The sequence below is a fragment of the Streptomyces sp. NBC_01320 genome (assembly GCF_035974375.1).
Lineage (GTDB): Bacteria > Actinomycetota > Actinomycetes > Streptomycetales > Streptomycetaceae > Streptomyces > Streptomyces yanii.
Genome location: NZ_CP108390.1, coordinates 3,881,952 through 3,901,965, shown reverse-complemented (window position 1 = coordinate 3,901,965; position 20,014 = coordinate 3,881,952). Strand labels below are relative to the sequence as shown.

The window sequence follows — 20,014 nt, the reverse complement described above, 5'->3', positions numbered from 1 at the left end:
GCAGAGAATCAACGTGTTGCTTCCGGCGATGCGGCTCGTTGATGTGGTATGGGCATAACGCAGGAGATTCGAGATCAACTGAGTGCGAAGTTCGGGGTGTTGTTCCCGCATCTGGACGAGCGGCAACAGCGTCTGCTGATGGGAGCCGAGGCCCGGCTCCTGGGACACGGCGGGATCCGGGCCGTCGCCCGGGCAGCCGGGGTCAGCGAGGCGACGGTCCGCAAGGGCGTCTATGAGCTGGAGGCTGGCGAAGGGCCCCTGGGGCGGGTCCGCCGGCCCGGCGGCGGACGGAAGAAGGCCGCCGACCTGGACGCGGGACTGCGTCCCGCACTTCTCGCCCTGGTCGAGCCGGACATGCGCGGGGACCCGATGTCGCCGCTGCGGTGGACGACCAAGTCGACCCGGAACCTGGCCGGCGAGCTGACGCTTCAGGGACACAAGGTCAGTGCCGACACGGTCGGTGACCTGCTGCGGGAGGCGGGCTTCAGTCTGCAGGCCAACTCCAAGACCGTCGAGGGCAAGCAGCACCCGGACCGGGACGCCCAGTTCCGCTACATCAACGACCGGGCCAAGGACCACATCAGCTCCGGAGATCCGGTGATCAGCGTGGACAGCAAGAAGAAGGAACTGGTCGGCCAGTACAAGAACGCCGGGCGGGAGTGGCAACCGGGGGGCGAGCCGGTCAAGGTCAAGACGCATGACTTCCTGGACCGGGAGGGGCCCGGCAAGGCGATCCCGTACGGGATCTACGACATCGCGGCGAACACCGGCTGGGTCAGCGTCGGCACCGACCACGACACCGCCGCGTTCGCGGTGGAATCCATCCGCCGCTGGTGGCAGGCCCGCGGCCGACACGATTACCCGCACGCCACACGGCTGCTGATTACCGCCGACGCGGGCGGTTCCAACGGCTACCGCACCCGCGCCTGGAAGAGTGAACTCGCTGCCCTGGCCGCCGAGACCGGCATGGACATCACAGTCTGTCACCTACCGCCGGGCACATCGAAGTGGAATCGGATCGAGCACCGGCTGTTCTCCCACATCTCCATGAACTGGCGCGGCAGGCCCCTGAGCAGCCATGACGTCATCGTGGAGACGATCGCGGCGACCACCACCCGCACCGGACTGACGGTCGAGGCCCGCCTCGACACCGACAGCTACGACACCGGCGTGAAGGTCAGCGATGCCCAGGTCGACGCGCTGGCGATGAGCCGGCACCGCTTCCACGGCGACTGGAACTACACGCTCCATGGCGATGCCTGCCCGCCCCCACGCCAGGGCGCGGGCATGGAGACCGAAGCGCGGTCGCCCGAGCTCCCGAATGACGTTGCCGCCGGCTCGCTCCGTGACCCGGAGCTGACCGGCATGACCGATCCACAACTGGACGTTCTGGTCAGCGCGTTGATCCCAGCACTGGCACGACGACGAGAGCAGACTCGCCGCGAACGCCGGGGCGGTGAGCGCCAACGAGCACGCGGTGCGGGCGCCAAGGACAAGCTCTCCGACGAAGACCGCATCCTGGCCACCGTGCTCAGCCTTCGCAAGATTGGTACCCACGACCTGCTCGCCCAGCTCTTCGGCGTCACCGGGAGCACCCTCACGCGGGCAGTCCAGGAAGTACGGCCCCTCCTGGCCGAGCGCGACCACGCGATCCCGCCTTCAACCGCCAGGTTCCGCACCCCGGCAGACGTGGCCGCCCACCTCGGCAAGTACGGCAGCCGACCCCCATCAGAGATCAAACCAGCATGTTGATTCTCTGCGAGCCCTTACGACCTGGTGCACGACAGCGAGCGGGCTCCCGGCGTCATGCGACTTTGCCTCCGGCGTTGTCGTCGGTCGACGACGCTCCTTCCCCGAGCTCTCAGCTGCGTTCGAGCAGGGGAGGCCCCATCCGCCTCCTCCTTCGCCTTGGATTCGAAGCCGCATGACGCCGCTCGTTCATCCACTCTCCAGCGCGCACCAGGTCGTTATTCATCGGTGGTCGCCCCTGCCAGGGAGCTCCTCTTGATACGGGATTCAAGGGCCCGTCCGGCCCGCTTCCGGCCTGCCGGGCGGCGCGACGGAAATGCGGGAGGATCCCGGAGTCGATGCGGAGACCGCGACCTGTCCGCCCGGCCGTCCACGCATCGGTGGGGACACCGAATGGCGTCGCGCGGGCGCGTACCTCGGGGATTGCGTCCATACTGAAATGGCTACGGCGCGTATCGCCGAGCAGCCGGGCAGCCCCCACCTGTCGCCGACGCACCGGGGTGGATCTCATGGACTCCCCATCCTCCGCGGCACGCCCCGACGGGCCGGCCGGGCGCCCGACGACGTCCCGTGATCGCGCCATCGCCGCGGCCCTGCGCCGCCTGAATCGCCATGTCGACTTCAGCACCTGCACCGCCTATCTGCTGACGGAGGACGACCGGGCGCTGGTGGCCGCGATGATGGTCGACACCACCATGAGTTTCACGGTGCCCTCGGGCATTGCGGCGGACGACAGCAACTTCTCCGCGGCGCGAGCGCATCAGTCGGGGAGGGTGGTGCTGTTCGAGAACTCGGAGCTGCGGGAGCTTACCCGTCGGGTTCCCGCGCTCTTCCTCACCAACCCCTACCCGATGATGGTCGCCTCCGCGCCGGTACGGACCGACCGGCACCGGTTCGGTGCCGTGACCATGCGGTGGGTGCCGCCGAGGCCGGTCGCCGACGAGACGCTGGACTACCTCCGGGTTGTCGCGGAGGACCTGGCTGTCGAGCTGCAGGACCTCGCACAGCAGGGCGTGTCGATGAAGGCGCCGGACCTCCCGCTTTTCATCTCCGCGCTGCCGCACGGCAACGCCCCCACGGAGAGGAGTGGGGGAGCGGAGTCGCCGACCGTCCCCGTGCCGACCAGCAGTATGTTCCTCTACCAGCTGCAACGGCTCGCCGCCGAACTCACGGCCGCGGTGCACATCCGGGACGTACTCGCCGCCGCCGAATCCCAAGTGGTGCGGCCCTTCGGCGGCCGGGCGGTGATGCTGTGCCTCGCCCAGCAGGGGCGGCTGCATGTGATCGGCGCCTCGGGGTTCTCACGCGAGGCGGTTCACCGGGTGGAGGGGACGCTGCTCTCCCGCCACACCCCGGAGACGGACACGATCCGCTCGCTCGAGATCCGGTCGTTCCGGTCCGCCGAGGCACTGCGGGACGCCTATCCGGATGGCGATCCCGACCCGGAGGTCCAGGCCCGCGCCTACCTCCCCCTCGTCTCCAACGGTCGGGCCATGGGCTGCTGCGTCCTGGAATTCCCGGAACCCGCGCGCCCCATCGCGCCCGAGGAACTCGCCGTCCTGGCGATCATGCTGGAGCAGGTGGGCCAGTCCCTGGAGCGGGCCCGCTCGTACGAGATCGAGCACGCGCTCACCCAGACCCTGCAGCGCAGTCTGCTGCCCCGCAGCCTCCCGCATCTGACCGAGGTGGTCGCCACGGCCCGCTATCTCCCGGCGACCGAGGGGGCGGAGGTGGGCGGCGACTGGTACGACATCGTCCCGCTGCCCGGCGGCGGAATCGGCCTGGTCATCGGTGACGTGGAGGGCCACAGCCTGGAGGCGGTGGCGGTCATGGGGCAGCTGCGCAGCGGCGTCCGGGCGTACGCCACCGAGGGGCACGACCCGGCCACCGTGCTCGAACGGAGCAACCGGCTCCTGTCCGGGCTGGACACGGATCTGTACGCCACCTGCTGCTGCGTCTGGCTCGATCTGCAGACCGGGACCGCCGCCACGGCGACCGCGGGCCACCCGAGTCCGCTCCTCGTCGGCGTGGGAGGGCGGAGCATCACCGGACCGCTGCCCGTCGGACCTCCGCTGGGCGTCGACCCACTGGCGCGGTACGAGCAGAGCGATGTGCAGCTGGAGCCGGGCTCGGTACTGGCACTGTTCACCGACGGCCTGCTGGACGCGCGGCTCCTCGGATCGGACGCGGCGATGGCGAAGCTCGGCCGGGTGCTCGCCGACCACAGCGGAGACAACCTGGAGGTACTCGCCGACCGCATTGTCGCGGACCGCCGCGAATGGCGGGTGCTCGCCGACGACGCGGCTCTGCTGCTGGTGCGGTACGAGGGAGCGCAGTCCCAGGGACACCGGCGGACGGCGCGGATGTCGGTACAGCGACACCACCTGCAGGGAGTCGCCCAGGTCAGAGTGTTCCTGCGGGACCTGCTGCGTCAGTGGGACAGGGCGCAGCTGCAGGAAACCCTGGAACTGGTGACGACCGAGGTGGTCACCAACGCACTGATCCACGCCGACAGCGAAGTGGACCTGAGGCTGCGGGAGTACCCGGACCGTATCCGCGTCGAGGTCCGCGACAGTGACCCGCATCCGCCCGTCCCCACGGCGATCGTCGCGGAGGAGGAGACCAATCAGGAGGCCGAGTCCGGGCGCGGACTGCTGATCGTCGACGCGCTCGCCGGCGACTGGGGAAGCTCGCCCGCGGGGCGTGGCAAGACCACCTGGTTCGAGATCGCTCTTCGGGCTGAATGACGAGGTGCCGCCGCGCCGTCCGGCGGCGTTGCGGCTTTACGGCGTCGCGTCGAGGTCGCGGGCGAGGAGTGTGGCCAGTTCCTCGATCGCGGCTTCCGCACCCTCGCCGTCCGCGGCCAGCACCATCGAGTCGCCGTGCTGGGCCCCGAGGGCGAGAACCGAGAGCAGGCTCCGGGCGTCGACCGGGCTCTGGCCGTCCCGGCCGATGGTCACCCTGACCGGTTGCCGGGTGGCTGCCTGGACGAACAGGGAGGCCGGACGGGCGTGCAGTCCGCTGCGGGAGCCGACGGCGACGGTGCGCTGGTGCATGGTGATCTCTCTTCCGTGTGGTGGTGGGAGGCGGAGTCCGTCAGGCGGCGACGGATATCCGGGGTTCGCCGGCCGCCGGGGCGGGCGTCGGCGCGGTCCTGCGCATCCCCTTGAGGAGGACGACCAGGGTGGTCGCGACCGCCGTACCGACGGCGATGGCCAGCAGGTAGAGGAACGGGCTGCCGATGAGCGGCACCACGAAGATGCCACCGTGCGGGGCGCGGAGTGTGCAGCCGAAGGCCATCGACAGTCCACCGGTGACCGCGCCGCCGACCATGGCCGACGGGATCACCCGCAGAGGGTCGGCCGCCGCGAACGGGATCGCGCCCTCGCTGATGAAGGACGCGCCCAGTACCCAGGCCGCCCGGCCGTTCTCCCGCTCGGTCCTGCTGAACAGGCTGCCGCGCACGGTCGTCGCGAGGGCCATGGCCAGCGGCGGCACCATGCCGGCCGCCATGACCGCAGCCATCACCTTGAGGCTGCCGGGCGTCGGGTCGGCCAGGCCGCCGACCGCGAAGGCGTACGCGACCTTGTTGAGCGGACCGCCCATGTCGAAGCACATCATCAGGCCGAGAACGACGCCCAGGATGATCGCGTTCGATCCGGAGAGCCCGTTGAGGCCGTCGGTCAGAGCCCGTTGGAGCGAGGCAATCGGCTTGCCGACGACGATGAACATCAGGAAGCCGACGACGGTCGAGGCGACCAGGGGGATCACCAGCACCGGCATGATGCCGCGCAGCGTGGGATGGACCTTCACCCGTTGGATCGCCATTACCACCGCACCGGCCAGCAGACCCGCGGCGAGACCGCCGAGGAAGCCCGCGTTGATGGTGAGGGCGATGGCACCGCCGACGAAACCGGGGACGAGCGCGGGCCGGTCCGCCATGCCGTACGCGATGTATCCGGCCAGCACCGGCACGAGGAAGGCGAATGCCGCGGTGCCGATCTGGTTGAGCAGAGCGGCCCAGCTGGCGGTCTCGCCCCAGACGAAGTGGTCGGCGACGGACTTGGCGTTGGCGATCTCGTAGCCGCCGATGGCGAACGACAGCGCGATGAGAAGGCCACCGGCGGCGACGAACGGCACCATGTAACTGACGCCGGACATCAGGTAGGTCCGCAGCCGGATCCCGAAGTGCGCGTGGTCGCCGCCGGACGGAGTGCCGTCGTCCTGCGGGCCGGTGCCGTCCGAGACAGTGCTGATCTCGCCGCGCGCTGCCTTCTGCCGGGCTTCGGCGATCAGCTCGGCCGGCCGGTTGATCCCCGCCTTGACCCCGGTGTCGACGAGAGGTTTGCCGTCGAAGCGCGCCTTTTCGCGCACCTCGACGTCGTGGGACCAGATGACCGCGTCGGCGGCGGCGATGACCGCGGGGTCCAGCCGCTCGAAGCCGGCCGAGCCCTGCGTCTCGACGGTGAGTTCCACGCCTTCGGCGCGGGCGGCGGCCTCCAGGGACTGCGCAGCCATGTAGGTGTGGGCGATGCCGGTCGGACATGAGGTGACGGCGACGATCCGGAAGGGTTCGGCGGCGGGGGCGGCCGGGGCGGTTCCTGCGGTCGCTACGGGCTCCTCGGTCGCCGCAGCGTCCGGCGCCGACTCGTCTGCCGCGGCCTCTTCGCCGCGGATCAGGGCAGCGGCCGCACCCGCATCGCGCTCCGCGCGCAGTGCGCCTGTGAACTCCGGGTCCATCAGCCGTCGTGCCAGGCCGGAGAGGATGCTGAGGTGGTCGTCGTCCGCCCCGGCCGGAGCCGCGATCAGGAAGATCAGATCGGCGAGGCCGTCCGCAGCGCCGAAGTCGATGCCACGCTCGCTGCGGCCGAACGCGAGGGTCGGCACGGAGACATGCTCGCTGCGGCAGTGCGGGATGCCGATGCCGCCGTCCAGACCGGTCGGCATCTGTGCCTCACGGGCGGCGACGTCTGCGAGGAAGCCGTCGAGGTCGGTGACGCGGCCGGCCGCGACCATCCGCTCGGCGAGCGACCTGGCGGCGTCGTTCTTCGTCTCGGCGGGAAGATCGAGATCGACCAGTGCCGCGGTGATCAGTTCACTCATCGCGGGGCTCCTTGCTCGGGGACCGTCCTGTGGGCGGTGCGGGGGGACGTGGGGCGGTGCGGGGTCGTTCGCGGAGGCGCGGCGGTCACGGCGCCGGCTCCTTCAGGGGGCGGTCCAGGGGGATGTCGGGGGTCGTGGTGACAGCCGACAGGTCGAGATCGGCGGGGGTCGGCATGACGCTGCCGGGGAGCTGTACGGCCGCTGCCCCATGGGCGACCGCCGCGGCGAGCGCGGCCGGGCCGCTTCCGCCCGCGGCGAGGAAGCCCGCGAGGGAGGCGTCACCCGCTCCGACGTTGCTGCGGACCGACTCCACCCGGGCGGTGCCGAAGTAGGTGCCCGTGCCGTCGACCAGCAGCTGTCCGTCGGCCCCCAGGCTGGCGAGCACGGCTCGGGCACCGCGCTCACGCAGCTCCTCGGCCGCCTTCACGGCGTCGCCCACCGTGGCCAGCGGGCGGCCGACCGCTTCGGCGAGCTCCTCCGCGTTCGGCTTGATCACATCGGGCCGCTCCCGCAGGGCCGCGGTCAGCGCGGCTCCGGAGGTGTCGAGGGCGATGCGGACCCCGGCGCGGTGGCTCCGGGCGACCAGCTCGGCGTACCACTGCGGGGGCAGCCCGCGCGGCAGACTGCCGCAGCAGGCGATCCAGTCCGTGCCCGCCGACCGGATCCGTACCGCTTCCAGCAGGGCCTCCGCCTCGGCGCCGGTGAGCTGCGGACCGACGGCGTTGACCTTGGTGAGTGTCCCGTCGGGCTCGACGAGCGTGACGTTGATACGAGTGCTGGCGACGATCGGGACTCCGGCCGCCTCGATGCCGTGCTCGCCGAGCAGCCGGGTGAGCAGTGCGCCCTCCGGCCCGCCGAGCGGTGCGACGGCGACCGTACGGTGGCCGGCCGCGGCGACCGCGCGCGAGACGTTGATGCCCTTGCCGCCGGGGTCGACACGGTCCGTCGTGGCCCGCAATACGGTGCCGCGGGTGAGCCCGGGCAGCTCGTACGTACGGTCCAGGCTCGGGTTGGGGGTGACGGTGAGGATCATGTACGTACTACTTCCGTGCCCTGGCTCTCGATGGCGAGGGCGTCGTCGGGACCGAGCCCGGTGTCGGTGATGAGCAGATCGACCTGGGCGAGATCACCGAAGCGCGCGAAGTGCTCCTGGCCGAACTTGGCGGAGTCGGCGAGCAGCACGACCCGCCGGGCGGCGGAGATCATGGCGCGCTTGACGGCGGCCTCGGCCAGGTCCGGCGTGGTGAGACCGCCGTTCGGGGAGAAGCCGTTGGTGGCGAGGAAGACGACGTCCGCGTTGACCTCGCGATAGGCGTTCAGCGCCCAGGCGTCGACGGCCGCGCGGGTACGGTGCCGGACCCGGCCGCCGACCAGGTGCAGCGCGATGCCCGGGTGGTCGGCGAGCCGGACGGCGACCGGCAGCGCGTGGGTGACCACGGTGAGGTGGGCGTCCAGCGGGATGACCGCGGCCAGCCGGGCGGCCGTGCTGCCCGCGTCGATGATCACGCTGCCGTCGACGGGGAGTTCGCCGAGCGCGGCGGCCGCGATGCGTTCCTTCTCGTCGATGGCCACCGCATCGCGTTCGGCCAGATCGGGCTCGAAGTCGAGTCGCCCGGCCGGGATCGCACCGCCGTGGACGCGCCGCAGCAGCCCGGCCCGGTCGAGGGCCTTGAGGTCACGCCGCACGGTCTCGGCGGTGACCTGGAACTCCTCGGCCAGGGACACCACGTCGACCCGGCCGCTCTCGCGGGCGAGGCGGAGGATTTCCTGCTGCCGCTCCGGTGCGTACATGTTGTTTTGATTCCGATCCATGCCCGACTGTGTGGTTTCGCCGTCAGGTTACGGCCATGAGGCGGCGATGTAAACAGACTCGGGCAAGAAGTGGGTGCGAACGGGCATGTGCGGGCACGTCCGCGGCCGCCGGCCGGGAGCTCCCCGGTCGGCGGCCGCAGACGCCTTCCCCGTTCGGGCCCGGGTGTGGGTGCGGGTGCGGGTGCCGGCCGACCGGCCCATGGGGGAGCTCCGCAGGGCTGCCTGTGGCCACCGGCTCGCGGCACGGCACGAACGGCAGGGCGGGCGGGACCAGGGCGGCCGGAGCGTCTGGCGCAGGATGCTTGCGGTAACGCTGTACACGGCGGTCCCGGCGCCGTCGGCCATGGCGGTGCGCAGCCCGTCGCCGCGCGGCCCCTCGATGCCGGAGCCCGCGACGGCGATCGGGACGGCGAGGCAGACCGCGCCGCCGATCCGCCGGCGCGGCGCGGGCCATGGTGGAGGCGTTGCCCTGCTCCTTGGCGTCGACAGTGGCGGCGACCCGGATGCCCGTCCACGCAATGCCCTGTCCGATGCCGGAGGCGATCAGCGTGAGTGCGACCGGCGACCGCACCGCACCCGACGTCGGTGGAGATCCCGAGGGCGAGCGCCCGAGGTTCCGGCGGCGCCGACGGGCAGCCCCGTGAGCAGCTCGGTCCGGGGCGCGGGCGGGTGGTGATCCGCTCGCCGATCTGCGTACCCGCGGCGATCGACAGCGACGGCACCAGGAAGGCGGACACGTCTGGAGGGCGGTGAAGTCGTGAACGCTGCGGAAGGGGACGGTCGGGAGGTACGGCAGGGCTCCGAAGGCCCCCTGGGCGGAAGGTGATCGCCATCCCGGCCGCCGGACTGCAGGTTGCGGAACAGGCGCAAGGGCATGCCCCTCCCGGGGCGTCGATCGTATCGATCACCCGGGGCTCCTGGCCGCGGGCGCCGCGGAGGTCCTGCGGACGCCGGTTCCTGCTCCGCCAACTCGGTACGTTCTCGGGTGACTTCACGGCCCGTCCGGCCCTTACTGGTCTCGTACAGGTTCGTCGGCCATACTGCCCGCCGTGGAGCAGCGCATAGATCCGAACACTCAGCCCGCGTACGCCGCAGGGACAGACCCGGCGTACATACCTGGTCTCACGGCCCCCCTCGCCGTCGGGACGCCCGAGGCGGACCAGGAGAAGACCGAGGAGCCGGCGCCCGAGGGTGCCGTCCCTGACGACGCCCTTGCGGAGGGTGCCCCCGAGGGCTCCGCCGCCGATTCAGGCTCGGAGGACGCAAAGGACGGGGAGCAGGAGGAACACGAGAAGGACGAGAAGGGCGAGAACGGGCCCGTATTCGAGGTCAGCGACCGGCGGGGTTCGATCACCGCGGACCGTGACGGCATCCGGTTCCGGCTGGACGACCAGGAGGCCGAGTTCCACTGGGACGAGGTCGGTGCGGTCGAGGTGAAGGTCCCCCGGTTCGGGCGCCGGTTCACCGTCACCGTCCATGTGTCGTCCCGCCGCTGGTTCAACGCCGAGGTCGAGGCGGCCGCCAGAAGCAGTCTCAAGGCGTGGGCGGAAGAACTCGACGTGGTGCTCGACGCCTACTTCGAGGAGTAGCCCGGGGCGGTGGCGAAGGGCCGGCCGGAGGCGCGACCGGATCAACCCCGGCGCGGCCCGGGGCGGCGTACCCGGCCGACGGGGCGGATTGCCCCCGGATCCGGTGCGACGTCACCGAGACGCGGATCTGGGCCGCCCCGTCGTCACGGGCAACATGCCCCGAGCGCTGCAACACGGGTGAGGGACCGACCTCCACGGCCGGCCCCTCACCCGCGATGCGTCCCTACCGGCCGGCGCCGAACCGGGCCATCGGCTCGATGAGTTCATGCTCCTCGTCTGCCGGATGCGGGACCAGCGCATCGGCGAGCAGATCGGATCCCAGAACTCCCGTTCCCACCCCCACCAACCCACCAGCAGGACTCACTCCCGCACGCCACCACTCACTTCGGCTCAGTAAACCGACAGCAGCTCGCAACCCCGTGCAGCACATCGAGTACGTACGGCCAGGCGGCCGCGCCGAGTGCCGCGTCGGCGGCGGGCGAACCGCCGTACAGGAATCGGTCGGACACCGGTGCAGGGCCTTCGCCGGGAAAGCGCGGGCGGTGTCCGGCATCGGCGTGAGTGACCACCCGTACCGGCCGTCCGGCCGTGCGACGCCGGGCGGCCAGCTCCTGGGCGGAGCTCAGGGACGGCCACATCGCATCGTCGCCACCCGCGACGATCAGCAGGTCGGCGGCGGACCGTTCCACCGGGATCGTGGCCGCGTCGACACGGTCGGCGAAGGTTTGCCGACTGCGTTCGTACCAGCCGAGGACGGCGACCGGAGTGCCGTCCGGTTCGGTCTGCGTCCAGCTGTCGTCATAGGGGACGAAGGGCAGCGGCTTGCCCCTCCAGGTCCAGGACGACCGGTACGGGTGAGTCCGACCGTCCCGCCCGGGTCCGACATTGGCCCAGGTCAGCGACGTGGGGGAGAGTGCCACCACGGCATCGGTCCCGGGGTGCAGCACCGAGAGATGCAGCGCAGCCTCCGCGCCCTTGGAGGTGCCCAGCACCCCGATGCGCCGCGCCCCGCGCGACCGGAGCAGCTCGGTCGCGGACACGAACGTCTCCAGCGGGACCTCGCAGATCCCGGGCGGCTGCCCGGCGCCGCCGAACCAGCGGACCGACAGGGCGGTCAGGCCCTCCCGCGCCAGGATCCGGCATCGCTCGTCCTCGATCCGTCCACTGGACCCGGCAAGGACGAGGACACCGGTATCGCCGCCCCGTGCGGGCGCGGCGAGGAACCCCTCGCACGCGCCCCCGCGCACACCGTCGTGCGGAACGGTGAGCGCGCGTTCGATGACGCGCATCCGCCGGTCAGGCGTCGGTGAGAACCACCGAGCGGGTCAGGTGACGGGGGCTGTCCGGGTCGATGCCGGCCGCCTCGGCGCGGGCGATCGCCAGACGCTGTACGCGGACCAGCTCGGCCAGCGGGTCCAGGCCGCTCGCCACCCAGCGGGCGCCGGTCGACGTGACCTGCTCCTCAAGGCCCTCGGGGGCGGGACCGAACACCCAGGTGGCGGTGCCGGTGGTGGCGATGCTGATCGGACCGTGGCGGTACTCCATCGCCGGGTAGGACTCGGTCCAGGAGAGCGACGCCTCCTTCATCTTGAGCGCGGCCTCGTTGGCGAGACCGACCGTCCAGCCCCGGCCGAGGAAGGTGAACTGGGTGCACTCCAGCAGCCCTTCGGGCAGCGGCTCGGCCAGTGCGGTCTCCGCGTCACGGACCACGGCGTCGGTGTGCAGGCCGAGGTGGGCGCGGAGCAGCGTGAGCAGCGTGGTGGCGAACCGGGTCTGCACCACGGACTGCTCGTCGGCGAAGTCGAGGACGACGACATCGTCGGCGGACGTCATCACCGGGGTGTTCGGGTCGGCCGTGATCGCGACGGTGCGGGTGACGCCACGGAGGCGGTCGAGCAGCTCCAGCACCTCGGTCGTCGTGCCCGAGCGGGTGAGCGCCACGACCCGGTCGTAGCTGCGGCCGAAGGGGAACTCCGATGCGGCGAACGCGTCGGACTCGCCCTGTCCGGATTCCTCGCGGAGTGCGGCGTACGCCTGAGCCATGTAGAACGAGGTGCCGCAGCCGACGACGGCGATGCGCTCGCCCGTGGCGGGCAGGGCGGCCGACTGGTTCTGTGCCAGGTCCGCGGCGCGACGCCAGCACTCCGGCTGGCTGGCAGTCTCAATCTCGACAAACGACACTTTTGCACTCCGTATGGGTGTTGGGATGCTCGTTCACGCACGTTATACACGTTCTGCGATCATTATCAAGCATTCTGCTTGCATAGGGCTTGACTGATCGGCGCCTTGTGCGACCCTTGCGCATGTCCGGTGACATTGCCCAAGGGGATGGGCGTTCGAATCCCGGGCCCGTAAGGAGAGTTCACTTGTCCAGGGATGCTCGGTGGGACGCGCTGCTTGAGCTGGTCGGCAAACACGGCCGGGTGGAGGTCGAGGACGCCGCGACGACGCTGGACGTCTCGGCCGCGACCATCCGTCGTGACCTGGACCAGCTCGCCGAGCAGCAGTTGCTCACCCGAACCCGCGGCGGCGCCGTCGCGCACGGAGTCTCGTACGAATTGGCGTTGCGCTACAAGACGGGACGCAACGCCCCGGAGAAGCAGGCCATCGGCCGCGCCGTGTCCGAACTCGTGGCGGTGGGCGAGGTGGTGGGACTGACCGGGGGCACCACGATCACCGAGGTCGCCCGCTCGCTGGCCGTGCGTTCCGACCTCGTCGGTGACACCGGCCCCGGGGCCGGTGGGCAGCCGACCCTGACGGTGGTGACCAATGCCCTCAACATCGCCAACGAGCTGGTGATACGGCCGCAGATCAAGATCGTGGTGACCGGCGGAGTGGCCCGGCCGCAGTCGTACGAGCTCACGGGGCCGCTGGCCAGTGGCGTGCTCGGCGAGATAACGCTGGATGTCGCCGTGCTGGGCGTCAACGCGATCGACACCGAGCGCGGGGCGTACGTCCACCACGAGGGCGAGGCCAGCATCAACCGGCTGCTCGCCGAGCAGGCACAGCGGGTGGTCGTGGCCGCCGACTCCTCGAAGATCGGCAAGCGTGCCTTCGCCCGGGTCTGCGATCTCAGCCAGGTCGACTTCCTGGTCACCGACACCGGCATCACTGACGACGCGAAGGCCCGTTTCACCGAGGCCGGCGTCACGGTCATCGCTGTGTGAAGGTGACGCCGGCCCGTCCGGCGGTGACGCCGTCCCGCGGGATCAGGCGCGGGGCGCGGTCCACTGCTGGTCGGCCCTGCCGGTGCAGTCGCGCAGTTCCACACGGTGCCCGGTCTCGTTGCCGCCCGGGGCGTACAGGCACTGGCCGGTCGCGTCGTTCACGATCGAGCCCTGTGCGCCGTACGTCCAGGTCGTCAGCGGTCCGGGAGCGCCCGCACAGGTCGTGATCGTGACCGGGACCTTCTTGTCGTTCCCCGCCGCCTCGGGCGCGGCGGTCAGGCAGAAGTTGTTCACCAGGCGCAGCGTCCGATCGGCGCCGTGCACCCAGCCCTGATCGGTGCGCCGGTGGCACGTCTCGACGACCGCGGCCCGGTTCTCGTCGGCGGCCAGATCGGCGTCCTCGGCCCATTCGAGCTGGGCGTGGTCCACGCCTTCCACGTCCAGGCAGTTGCCCGCCCGGTCGGTCACCGCGTCCCGGGTGGAGTTGCCGATGCCCAGCACCTGCTCGCCGCCGTCGGGACCGATCGTGCTGGTGACATTGGCGCAGTCGCCGTTGTTCTCGGGCCGGGTGGCCGTGCCGGTGACCTGGGTGTTGTTCAGGCTCGTGGCCTTGGGAAGACCGAAGGCCGCCGCGCTGTAGGGCTGTTGCACACAGGTGGAGCGGGTCATGCTCCACTCGTAGTACTCGACCCAGTCGACCATGCCGGCCGTCTTGATCCCGGTCGCCGGAGTCAGGATGCTGCCCAGCTTGAACGAGGTGTGGGCGGTGGTGTCCTCGACGGTGGCGCCGAACCAGCCGCCGCCCTCCGAGGCCACGTTGAACGTGTAGGTGTGACCGGCCTTCCACGGCACGTTCATCCGGCAGCTGTAACCGGTGCCCTCACCGCCGAAGTCCTGGCACCAGCTGCCCTTGCTGCCGGGCTTGGCCTGGTTCACGTCCCAGACGGAGAAGAGGAACAGTTGGTCCTCGCCCCCGTTGTCCTGCATGCCGATGTAGCCGCCGTTCCCCTGGTTGAAGCCGAACTGATGCGACCAGAAGGTGTGCGAGGTGAAGCCGGGGTCGGCGGTGACCGTGGTACTCCACGTCACGGACGACAGGTCCGGGGTCCCGGCGGGGAAGGTGTAGTGCGTGTATGTGCCGGGGGTGTCCCCCCAGCCGTCCTCATTGGCGTCCGCCGTGGCCGCCGTGGACATTCCGATACCGGCTGCAAGTGCCAGTGCCGCGACGGCACTTCCGGCGATGCGGCTGAGCCGGCCGAAGCCGGACTTGGGCGTGCGAGAGCTCATACGGGCTTAGCCGCCTCTGCTTGAGAATGTTGGGAGCTGTGCTCGTCAGTGCAAGTTCGAGCACGAGGTCGCATCCTGGACCCGTGATGAACCCGCTGGCAAGGGGTTCGGCGATCTCATCGAGGTGCTTACGCGCCCGTTTCGCATCCTCGCCGTGCCCCGCTCCGCACCCCAATGGGGTTGTATCGGGCCTTCTCTAGTACTTTTCGATGTCTATAGATGTTCGTTACCTGTGTGAAATGAACAACTCTTGCCATCGAGGCGCACTGTCGTGAACTATGTGGCTGTCGCCGCGAGGGAGCAGCGGCCGCACCGTCACCGGTGTGTGCCGCAGCCGTGATCGCGGGACACTCCCCCTTGCTCCATCAGCCCTGGAGGTGCCTGTGACGATGGCAGATGCGCCGGTCTCATCCGTGCGGTCGCCGGTGCCGCAGCCCCGTGACCCCGATGACGCGGACTCACCCGCCGGGAAGAAGCGAGCCAAAGGCCGAATACGGCAGCCGCTGCGGTACCGACTGAAGCGGGACAAGGCGCTCCTGCTGTTCTGCCTGCCGGGCGTCCTGTACTTCGTGCTCTTCTTCTATCTGCCGCTCGCGGGCAACGTCATCGCCTTCCAGGACTACCAGCCGTTCCTGGGCTTCAAGCAGAGCCCGTTCGTCGGTCTGGCCAACTTCACGGCGCTGCTTTCCGAGCCGGAGTTCTGGAGCGCGGTCTCCAACACGCTGCAGATCACCGCGATCCAGCTGCTCCTCTACTTCCCGGCCCCGATCGCGCTGGCGCTCCTGCTCAACTCGCTGATCAGCGAGAAGATCAAGCGCTTCATCCAGACGATCGTCTACCTCCCGCACTTCCTGTCGTGGGTGGTCGTCGTCGCGATGTTCAAGCAGGTGCTCGGCGGTGCGGGTTCGGTTACCACGCTCCTGATGGAGCACGGGGTCAACATCGGCAATGTGATGACGGACCCCGGTACCTTCAAGCTGCTGATCACCGCCCAGGCCATCTGGAAGGACTGCGGCTGGGGGACGATCATTTTCCTGGCGTCGATCGCCTCGATCGACATGGGCCAGTACGAGTCCGCCGCCATGGACGGCGCCGGCTGGCTCCGCAGGATCTGGCACATCACCCTGCCGGGTATCCGGCCGGTGATCCTCATGCTCCTGATCCTGCGGCTCGGCGACATCCTCTCGGTGGGATTCGAGCAGATCATCCTGCAGCGCGACGCCGTCGGGAAGGACGCCGCCGAGGTCATGGACACCTATGTCTATTACCACGGGGTCATCGACGGTGACTGGGGGATGAGTACGGCCGCCGGCCTGATGAAGGGCGTCATCGGATTCGCCCTCATCCTCGCCGCCAACAAGCTGGCGCACCGCTTCGGTGAGCAGGGAGTGTACCGATGAGTCAGCAGACCTTTGCGAGCCGGCTGCGCACCGCCGGGTCCGGCCCGCGCGCCACCGCCCGCGGCCGCGCCTCGTCCGGCCGTCCGCCGTGGATGGAGCGTCCGCACTGGTACGGGCAGGGAGCGAAGGCAGCGGCCCTTGTCGTCCTGACCGTGATCGTGCTCTACCCGTTCGTCCTGGCCATCGGCACCAGCCTGGCCGGCCGCGAGGAACTCAACGCCAACGGCGGCTACGTCCTGCTGCCGAAGCACCCGACGCTGGAGGCGTACCGGGTCATCCTCTCCGGCGGGGTCGTCACGCAGGCCGCCGTGGTCTCCATCTTCATCACGCTGATCGGTACCGCGCTCAGCCTGGCGTGCACGGTGCTCATCGCGTACGGCACCTCGCGCCCCGGCACGGTCCTCGGCAAGCCGATCCTGCTGCTGGTACTGGGCACCTTCCTCTTCGCCCCCGGCATCATCCCGACGTACCTGGCGGTCCAGCAGTTCCAACTGCTCGACACCTACGCCTCGCTGATCCTTCCCGTACTTCTCAACGCGTTCAACATCGTGGTCGTCCGCTCCTTCTTCCAGAGCATTCCCGAGGAGCTGTACGACGCCGCGCGGATCGACGGCGCGGGCGAGGTGACCGTCCTCTTCCGGATCGTCCTCCCGCTCTCCAAGGCGGTCCTCGCCGTGGTCGGCCTCTTCTACGCGGTCGGCTACTGGAACAGCTTCTTCAACGCGGTGCTCTACCTCAACGACTCGGGCAAGTTCCCCATCCAGGTGATCCTGCGCTCGTACGTCCTGAACGGTCAGAGCATCAACGCACAGGCCATGGGCGTGCATGCGATTCCGCCCGCGACCTCGCTGCAGATGGCTGTACTGATCATCGCGATCGTGCCCATCTTCTGCGTCTATCCCTTCCTGCAGAAGTTCTTCGTCAAGGGCGTCCTCACCGGGGCGATCAAGGGCTGATCCGCCCGTCGCAGCCCCCTCTCCCCCCGCACGTCACATACTTCAAGGAGCACCATGTCCACCAACTTGTCCAGGCGCGGTTTCATGGGCGCGGCGGGGATCGCCGGTCTGACCGTGGCAGGCCTGTCCTCCCTGACCGCGTGCGGCAGCGGCGCCACCGTCAGCAAGGGTGGCGCCAAGGCGTCCGCCAAGCTGAAACTCCCGACATACGTCGCCGCGCAGACCGCCCCCGCTGACCTCGCGGGCAATGCGGCCGGACTGGACGCCACGTACCTGCGCTACCCGAAGAAGCTCACCAAGTCGGTGGCCAAGGCCCCCGGCGACGGCAGCCGCATCACGGCGCTGACCGAGACCTTCACGACGCCCGCCCCGCCGCAGGCCAAGAACGCCTACTGGCAGGAGCTGAACAAGCGGCTCGGCGCGCAGTTCGACATGACGATAGTCGTCGACCAGGGCGTCGACGCCTACCTCACCAAGTTCAACGCCATGATCGCCAGCGGTGACATCCCCGACCTCGTGTGGTTCCCGCCGAACCAGGGCCTCCAGCACGTTCCCGAACTGCTGGACGCCAAGTTCCACGACCTCACGCCGCACCTGTCCGGGGATGCGGTCAAGAAGTATCCGAACCTGGCCAACCTGCCCACCACCGCGTGGAAGACCGCCGTCATCAACGGCAAGATCCGCGGCGTCACCGTGGCCTACGGCTCCATGGGACAGGTCTACGTCGTCAACCGGGACTTCTGGAAGCCGGTCGGCGGCGCCGAGTTCACCAGCGCCGAGGACTTCCTCGCCAAGGGCAAGGAACTGCTCGACGCCAAGCGCAACAAGTACGTCCTCGAGCCAGCGTACGTGAACCACGTCGGCATGTTCGGACAGTGGTTCGGTGCGCCCGCAAGCTGGCGGCTGGAGGGCGGCAAGCTCACCCACATGTACGAGACCGAGGAGTACCAGGAGGCCCTGGCGTTCGGGGTCAAGGTGGCCAAGGCCGGTCTCTTCTGGCCCGACCCCAACCTCTCCACCACCATGGAGAAGATGGCGCAGGGCTCGCTCGGCGCCTACGTGCAGTCCTTCCCCAGCTTCCTGGTGGACACCAAGACGTATGACTTCCCCTTCGGCATCATCGTGCCGTTCGCCGCCAAGGCCGGCGCGAAGCCGAAGTACAGCATGGGCTACGGCTCGGTCGGCTACACCGCCATCTCCAAGAAGGCTGACGACAAGCGGGTCAAGATGCTGCTGGGAGTCCTCGACTACCTCGCCGCCCCGTTCGGCACCGAGGAGCGTCTCTTCCTCGACAACGGCATCGAGGGCAAGCACTTCACCCGCACTTCCGACGGCGACGTCAAGCTCACCGCGAAGGGCAACGCCGAGGCGGTCACCACCGCCATGCCGCTGGCCTTCCTGGCCAACGGACCTGAGTACGTGTACCTCCCGGGCAACGCGGAGACAGCCGGTCGGATCCACGCCTGGCAGCAGGAACTGCTCAAGATCAACCAGTCGAACCCGACGAGCGGTCACTTCTCCGACACCTACACCCGCAAGTCCGCCTCGCTCACCACGGCCATGAGCGACTGCCAGAAGGACATCATCGCGGGCCGCAAGCCGATCTCCGCCTACAAGGAGGAGCTGCGCAAGTGGCGTTCCGGCGGCGGCGACCAGATGCGTGCCGAGTACGAGGCATCGATCGCCGGTAAGTAGTCTCCGCCCGCACCACCCGTACAGACAGAAGGGACCCCCGTGTCAGACCTGCGACTCGGCGTCATCGGGCTCGGCCTCCGCCGCTCCATCGCGATGTCCGCCCACCACCCCGGACAGGGTTCGGCGATCACCGCCGTCTGCGACCTCGACCCCGAGGTGCGGCAGCGCGAGGCCGAGCGCTTCGGCACCGATGTCGCGGTCGAGGACTACAAACTGCTCCTCGACCGGGACGACCTCGACGCGATCATCATCGCCACCCCGGACGACACCCACGAGGTCATCGCCATCGATGCCCTGCGGGCCGGCAAGGCGGTCTTCGTCGAGAAGCCGCTCGGTATCACCGTGGAGAGCTGCGACAACGTCCTGCGCGCCGCGTACGAGACGGGGACCCGGCTGTACGTCGGTCACAACATGCGCCACATGGGCGTCGTGCGGCTGATGCGCGACATCATCGCCCGCGGTGACATCGGCGAACCGAAGGCCGTGTGGGTGCGGCACTTCGTCGGCTACGGCGGTGACTACTACTTCAAGGACTGGCACGCCGACCGGACCCGCACCACCGGACTGCTGCTCCAGAAGGCCGCACACGACATCGACGTGCTGCACTGGCTGGTCGGCGGCTACACCCGCCGCGTCAACGCCCTCGGCGACCTCCTCGTCTACGGCGACCTGCCGCGCCGCGAGGCGGACACCCCGCGCCCGGACAACTGGCTGCGGGAGTTCGACTGGCCGCCGACGGCTCGCAAGGACCTGCATCACATCGTGGACGTCGAGGACGTCTCGGTGATGAACATGCAGCTCGACAACGGCGTCGTGGCCGCCTACCAGCAGTGCCACTTCACCCCGGACTACTGGCGGAACTACACCGTCATCGGCACCGAGGGCCGGCTGGAGAACTTCGGCGACAGCCCCGGTGACGAGGTCAAGGTCTGGAACACCGGACCCAGCGGATACCGTGCCGAGGCCGACATCACCTACCGGGTGCCGGAGGCCGATGGCTCGCACGGCGGCGGTGACACCCGGATCATGGAGGAGTTCTGCCGGTTCGTCCGCGACGGCGGTGTCACCGACACCTCTCCGGTCGCCGCCCGGATGAGCGTCGCCGCCGGGGTCCTCGCGACCCGCTCGCTGCGTGAGGGCGGTGCACCGTACGACGTGCCGGCCCTCGACCCCGAGCTGATCGCGTACTTCGAACGCGGTCAGGTCCGCTAGTGCTGTGACCAGCAAGCATGGCCGGTCACGGCACTAGTAGACCG

15 protein-coding genes are annotated in these 20,014 nt (G+C 69.7%); 8 read left to right on the top strand and 7 right to left on the bottom strand.

Features of this window, described 5'->3' with window-relative positions; translation table 11 throughout:
• The first annotated feature begins 48 nt into the window (after nucleotides 1-48).
• Both OG395_RS17810 and OG395_RS17805 read left to right on the top strand, forming a co-directional pair.
• Nucleotides 49-1,752: an ISAzo13 family transposase gene (locus OG395_RS17810; RefSeq protein WP_327242291.1), complete on the top strand. Its 1,704-nt coding sequence runs from the start codon at nucleotides 49-51 to the stop codon at nucleotides 1,750-1,752.
• A gap of 506 nt (nucleotides 1,753-2,258) precedes the next feature.
• The gene (locus tag OG395_RS17805; protein WP_327243843.1) at nucleotides 2,259-4,496 is read left to right on the top strand and encodes an ATP-binding SpoIIE family protein phosphatase; all 2,238 of its coding nucleotides are present in this window, start codon (nucleotides 2,259-2,261) and stop codon (nucleotides 4,494-4,496) included.
• A gap of 36 nt (nucleotides 4,497-4,532) precedes the next feature.
• On the opposite strand, the gene OG395_RS17800 is transcribed toward OG395_RS17805, so the two are convergent.
• From OG395_RS17800 to OG395_RS17785, 4 genes are all read right to left on the bottom strand, one after another.
• Nucleotides 4,533-4,805 (bottom strand): HPr family phosphocarrier protein, encoded by a 273-nt coding sequence (locus OG395_RS17800; RefSeq protein WP_266980443.1) that lies wholly within the window; start codon nucleotides 4,803-4,805, stop codon nucleotides 4,533-4,535.
• Nucleotides 4,806-4,845: 40 nt separating this feature from the next.
• Entirely contained in the window at nucleotides 4,846-6,852 is a 2,007-nt protein-coding gene (locus tag OG395_RS17795; RefSeq protein WP_327243842.1) for a PTS fructose transporter subunit IIABC, read from the bottom strand.
• Nucleotides 6,853-6,937: 85 nt separating this feature from the next.
• Nucleotides 6,938-7,885 (bottom strand): 1-phosphofructokinase, encoded by a 948-nt coding sequence (pfkB, locus tag OG395_RS17790; protein WP_327243841.1) that lies wholly within the window; start codon nucleotides 7,883-7,885, stop codon nucleotides 6,938-6,940.
• Entirely contained in the window at nucleotides 7,882-8,643 is a 762-nt protein-coding gene (locus tag OG395_RS17785; RefSeq protein WP_327249373.1) for a DeoR/GlpR family DNA-binding transcription regulator, read from the bottom strand. Before OG395_RS17785 ends, pfkB begins: the two co-directional genes overlap by 4 nt.
• A 1,070-nt stretch (nucleotides 8,644-9,713) precedes the next feature.
• On the opposite strand from OG395_RS17785, the gene OG395_RS17780 reads away from it, so the two are divergent.
• Nucleotides 9,714-10,253 carry a hypothetical protein gene (locus tag OG395_RS17780; protein ID WP_327243840.1) on the top strand — a complete coding sequence of 180 codons (540 nt, stop codon included), beginning with the start codon at nucleotides 9,714-9,716 and terminating at the stop codon, nucleotides 10,251-10,253.
• A 380-nt stretch (nucleotides 10,254-10,633) separates the two neighbouring features.
• On the opposite strand, the gene OG395_RS17775 is transcribed toward OG395_RS17780, so the two are convergent.
• Complete coding sequence (locus OG395_RS17775) at nucleotides 10,634-11,542, bottom strand: acyl-CoA thioester hydrolase/BAAT C-terminal domain-containing protein (protein WP_327243839.1); 909 nt, start codon at nucleotides 11,540-11,542, stop codon at nucleotides 10,634-10,636.
• A gap of 7 nt (nucleotides 11,543-11,549) precedes the next feature.
• Nucleotides 11,550-12,434 carry an SIS domain-containing protein gene (locus OG395_RS17770; protein WP_327243838.1) on the bottom strand — a complete coding sequence of 295 codons (885 nt, stop codon included), beginning with the start codon at nucleotides 12,432-12,434 and terminating at the stop codon, nucleotides 11,550-11,552.
• Nucleotides 12,435-12,619: 185 nt separating this feature from the next.
• Between OG395_RS17770 and OG395_RS17765 the strand changes: the two genes are divergently transcribed.
• On the top strand, nucleotides 12,620-13,420 hold the full coding sequence (locus OG395_RS17765) for a DeoR/GlpR family DNA-binding transcription regulator (RefSeq protein ID WP_327243837.1): 801 nt from the start codon (nucleotides 12,620-12,622) through the stop codon (nucleotides 13,418-13,420).
• Nucleotides 13,421-13,462: 42 nt separating this feature from the next.
• On the opposite strand, the gene OG395_RS17760 is transcribed toward OG395_RS17765, so the two are convergent.
• Nucleotides 13,463-14,707, bottom strand: a complete 1,245-nt coding sequence (locus tag OG395_RS17760; protein ID WP_327243836.1) for a DUF3472 domain-containing protein — start codon at nucleotides 14,705-14,707, stop codon at nucleotides 13,463-13,465.
• Nucleotides 14,708-15,096: 389 nt separating this feature from the next.
• Here OG395_RS17760 and OG395_RS17755 point away from each other — a divergent pair, with 389 nt between their 5' ends.
• The 4 genes from OG395_RS17755 to OG395_RS17740 are packed head-to-tail and all read left to right on the top strand — an operon-like array spanning nucleotide 15,097 to nucleotide 19,970.
• Nucleotides 15,097-16,107 (top strand): ABC transporter permease, encoded by a 1,011-nt coding sequence (locus tag OG395_RS17755; protein ID WP_384037165.1) that lies wholly within the window; start codon nucleotides 15,097-15,099, stop codon nucleotides 16,105-16,107.
• On the top strand, nucleotides 16,104-17,063 hold the full coding sequence (locus OG395_RS17750) for a carbohydrate ABC transporter permease (RefSeq protein WP_030979240.1): 960 nt from the start codon (nucleotides 16,104-16,106) through the stop codon (nucleotides 17,061-17,063). The genes OG395_RS17755 and OG395_RS17750 overlap by 4 nt, the downstream gene beginning before the upstream one ends.
• A 54-nt stretch (nucleotides 17,064-17,117) precedes the next feature.
• The gene (locus OG395_RS17745; protein WP_327243835.1) at nucleotides 17,118-18,758 is read left to right on the top strand and encodes a hypothetical protein; all 1,641 of its coding nucleotides are present in this window, start codon (nucleotides 17,118-17,120) and stop codon (nucleotides 18,756-18,758) included.
• A 39-nt stretch (nucleotides 18,759-18,797) separates the two neighbouring features.
• Entirely contained in the window at nucleotides 18,798-19,970 is a 1,173-nt protein-coding gene (locus OG395_RS17740; protein WP_327243834.1) for a Gfo/Idh/MocA family protein, read from the top strand.
• The last annotated feature ends 44 nt before the right edge of the window (nucleotides 19,971-20,014 follow it).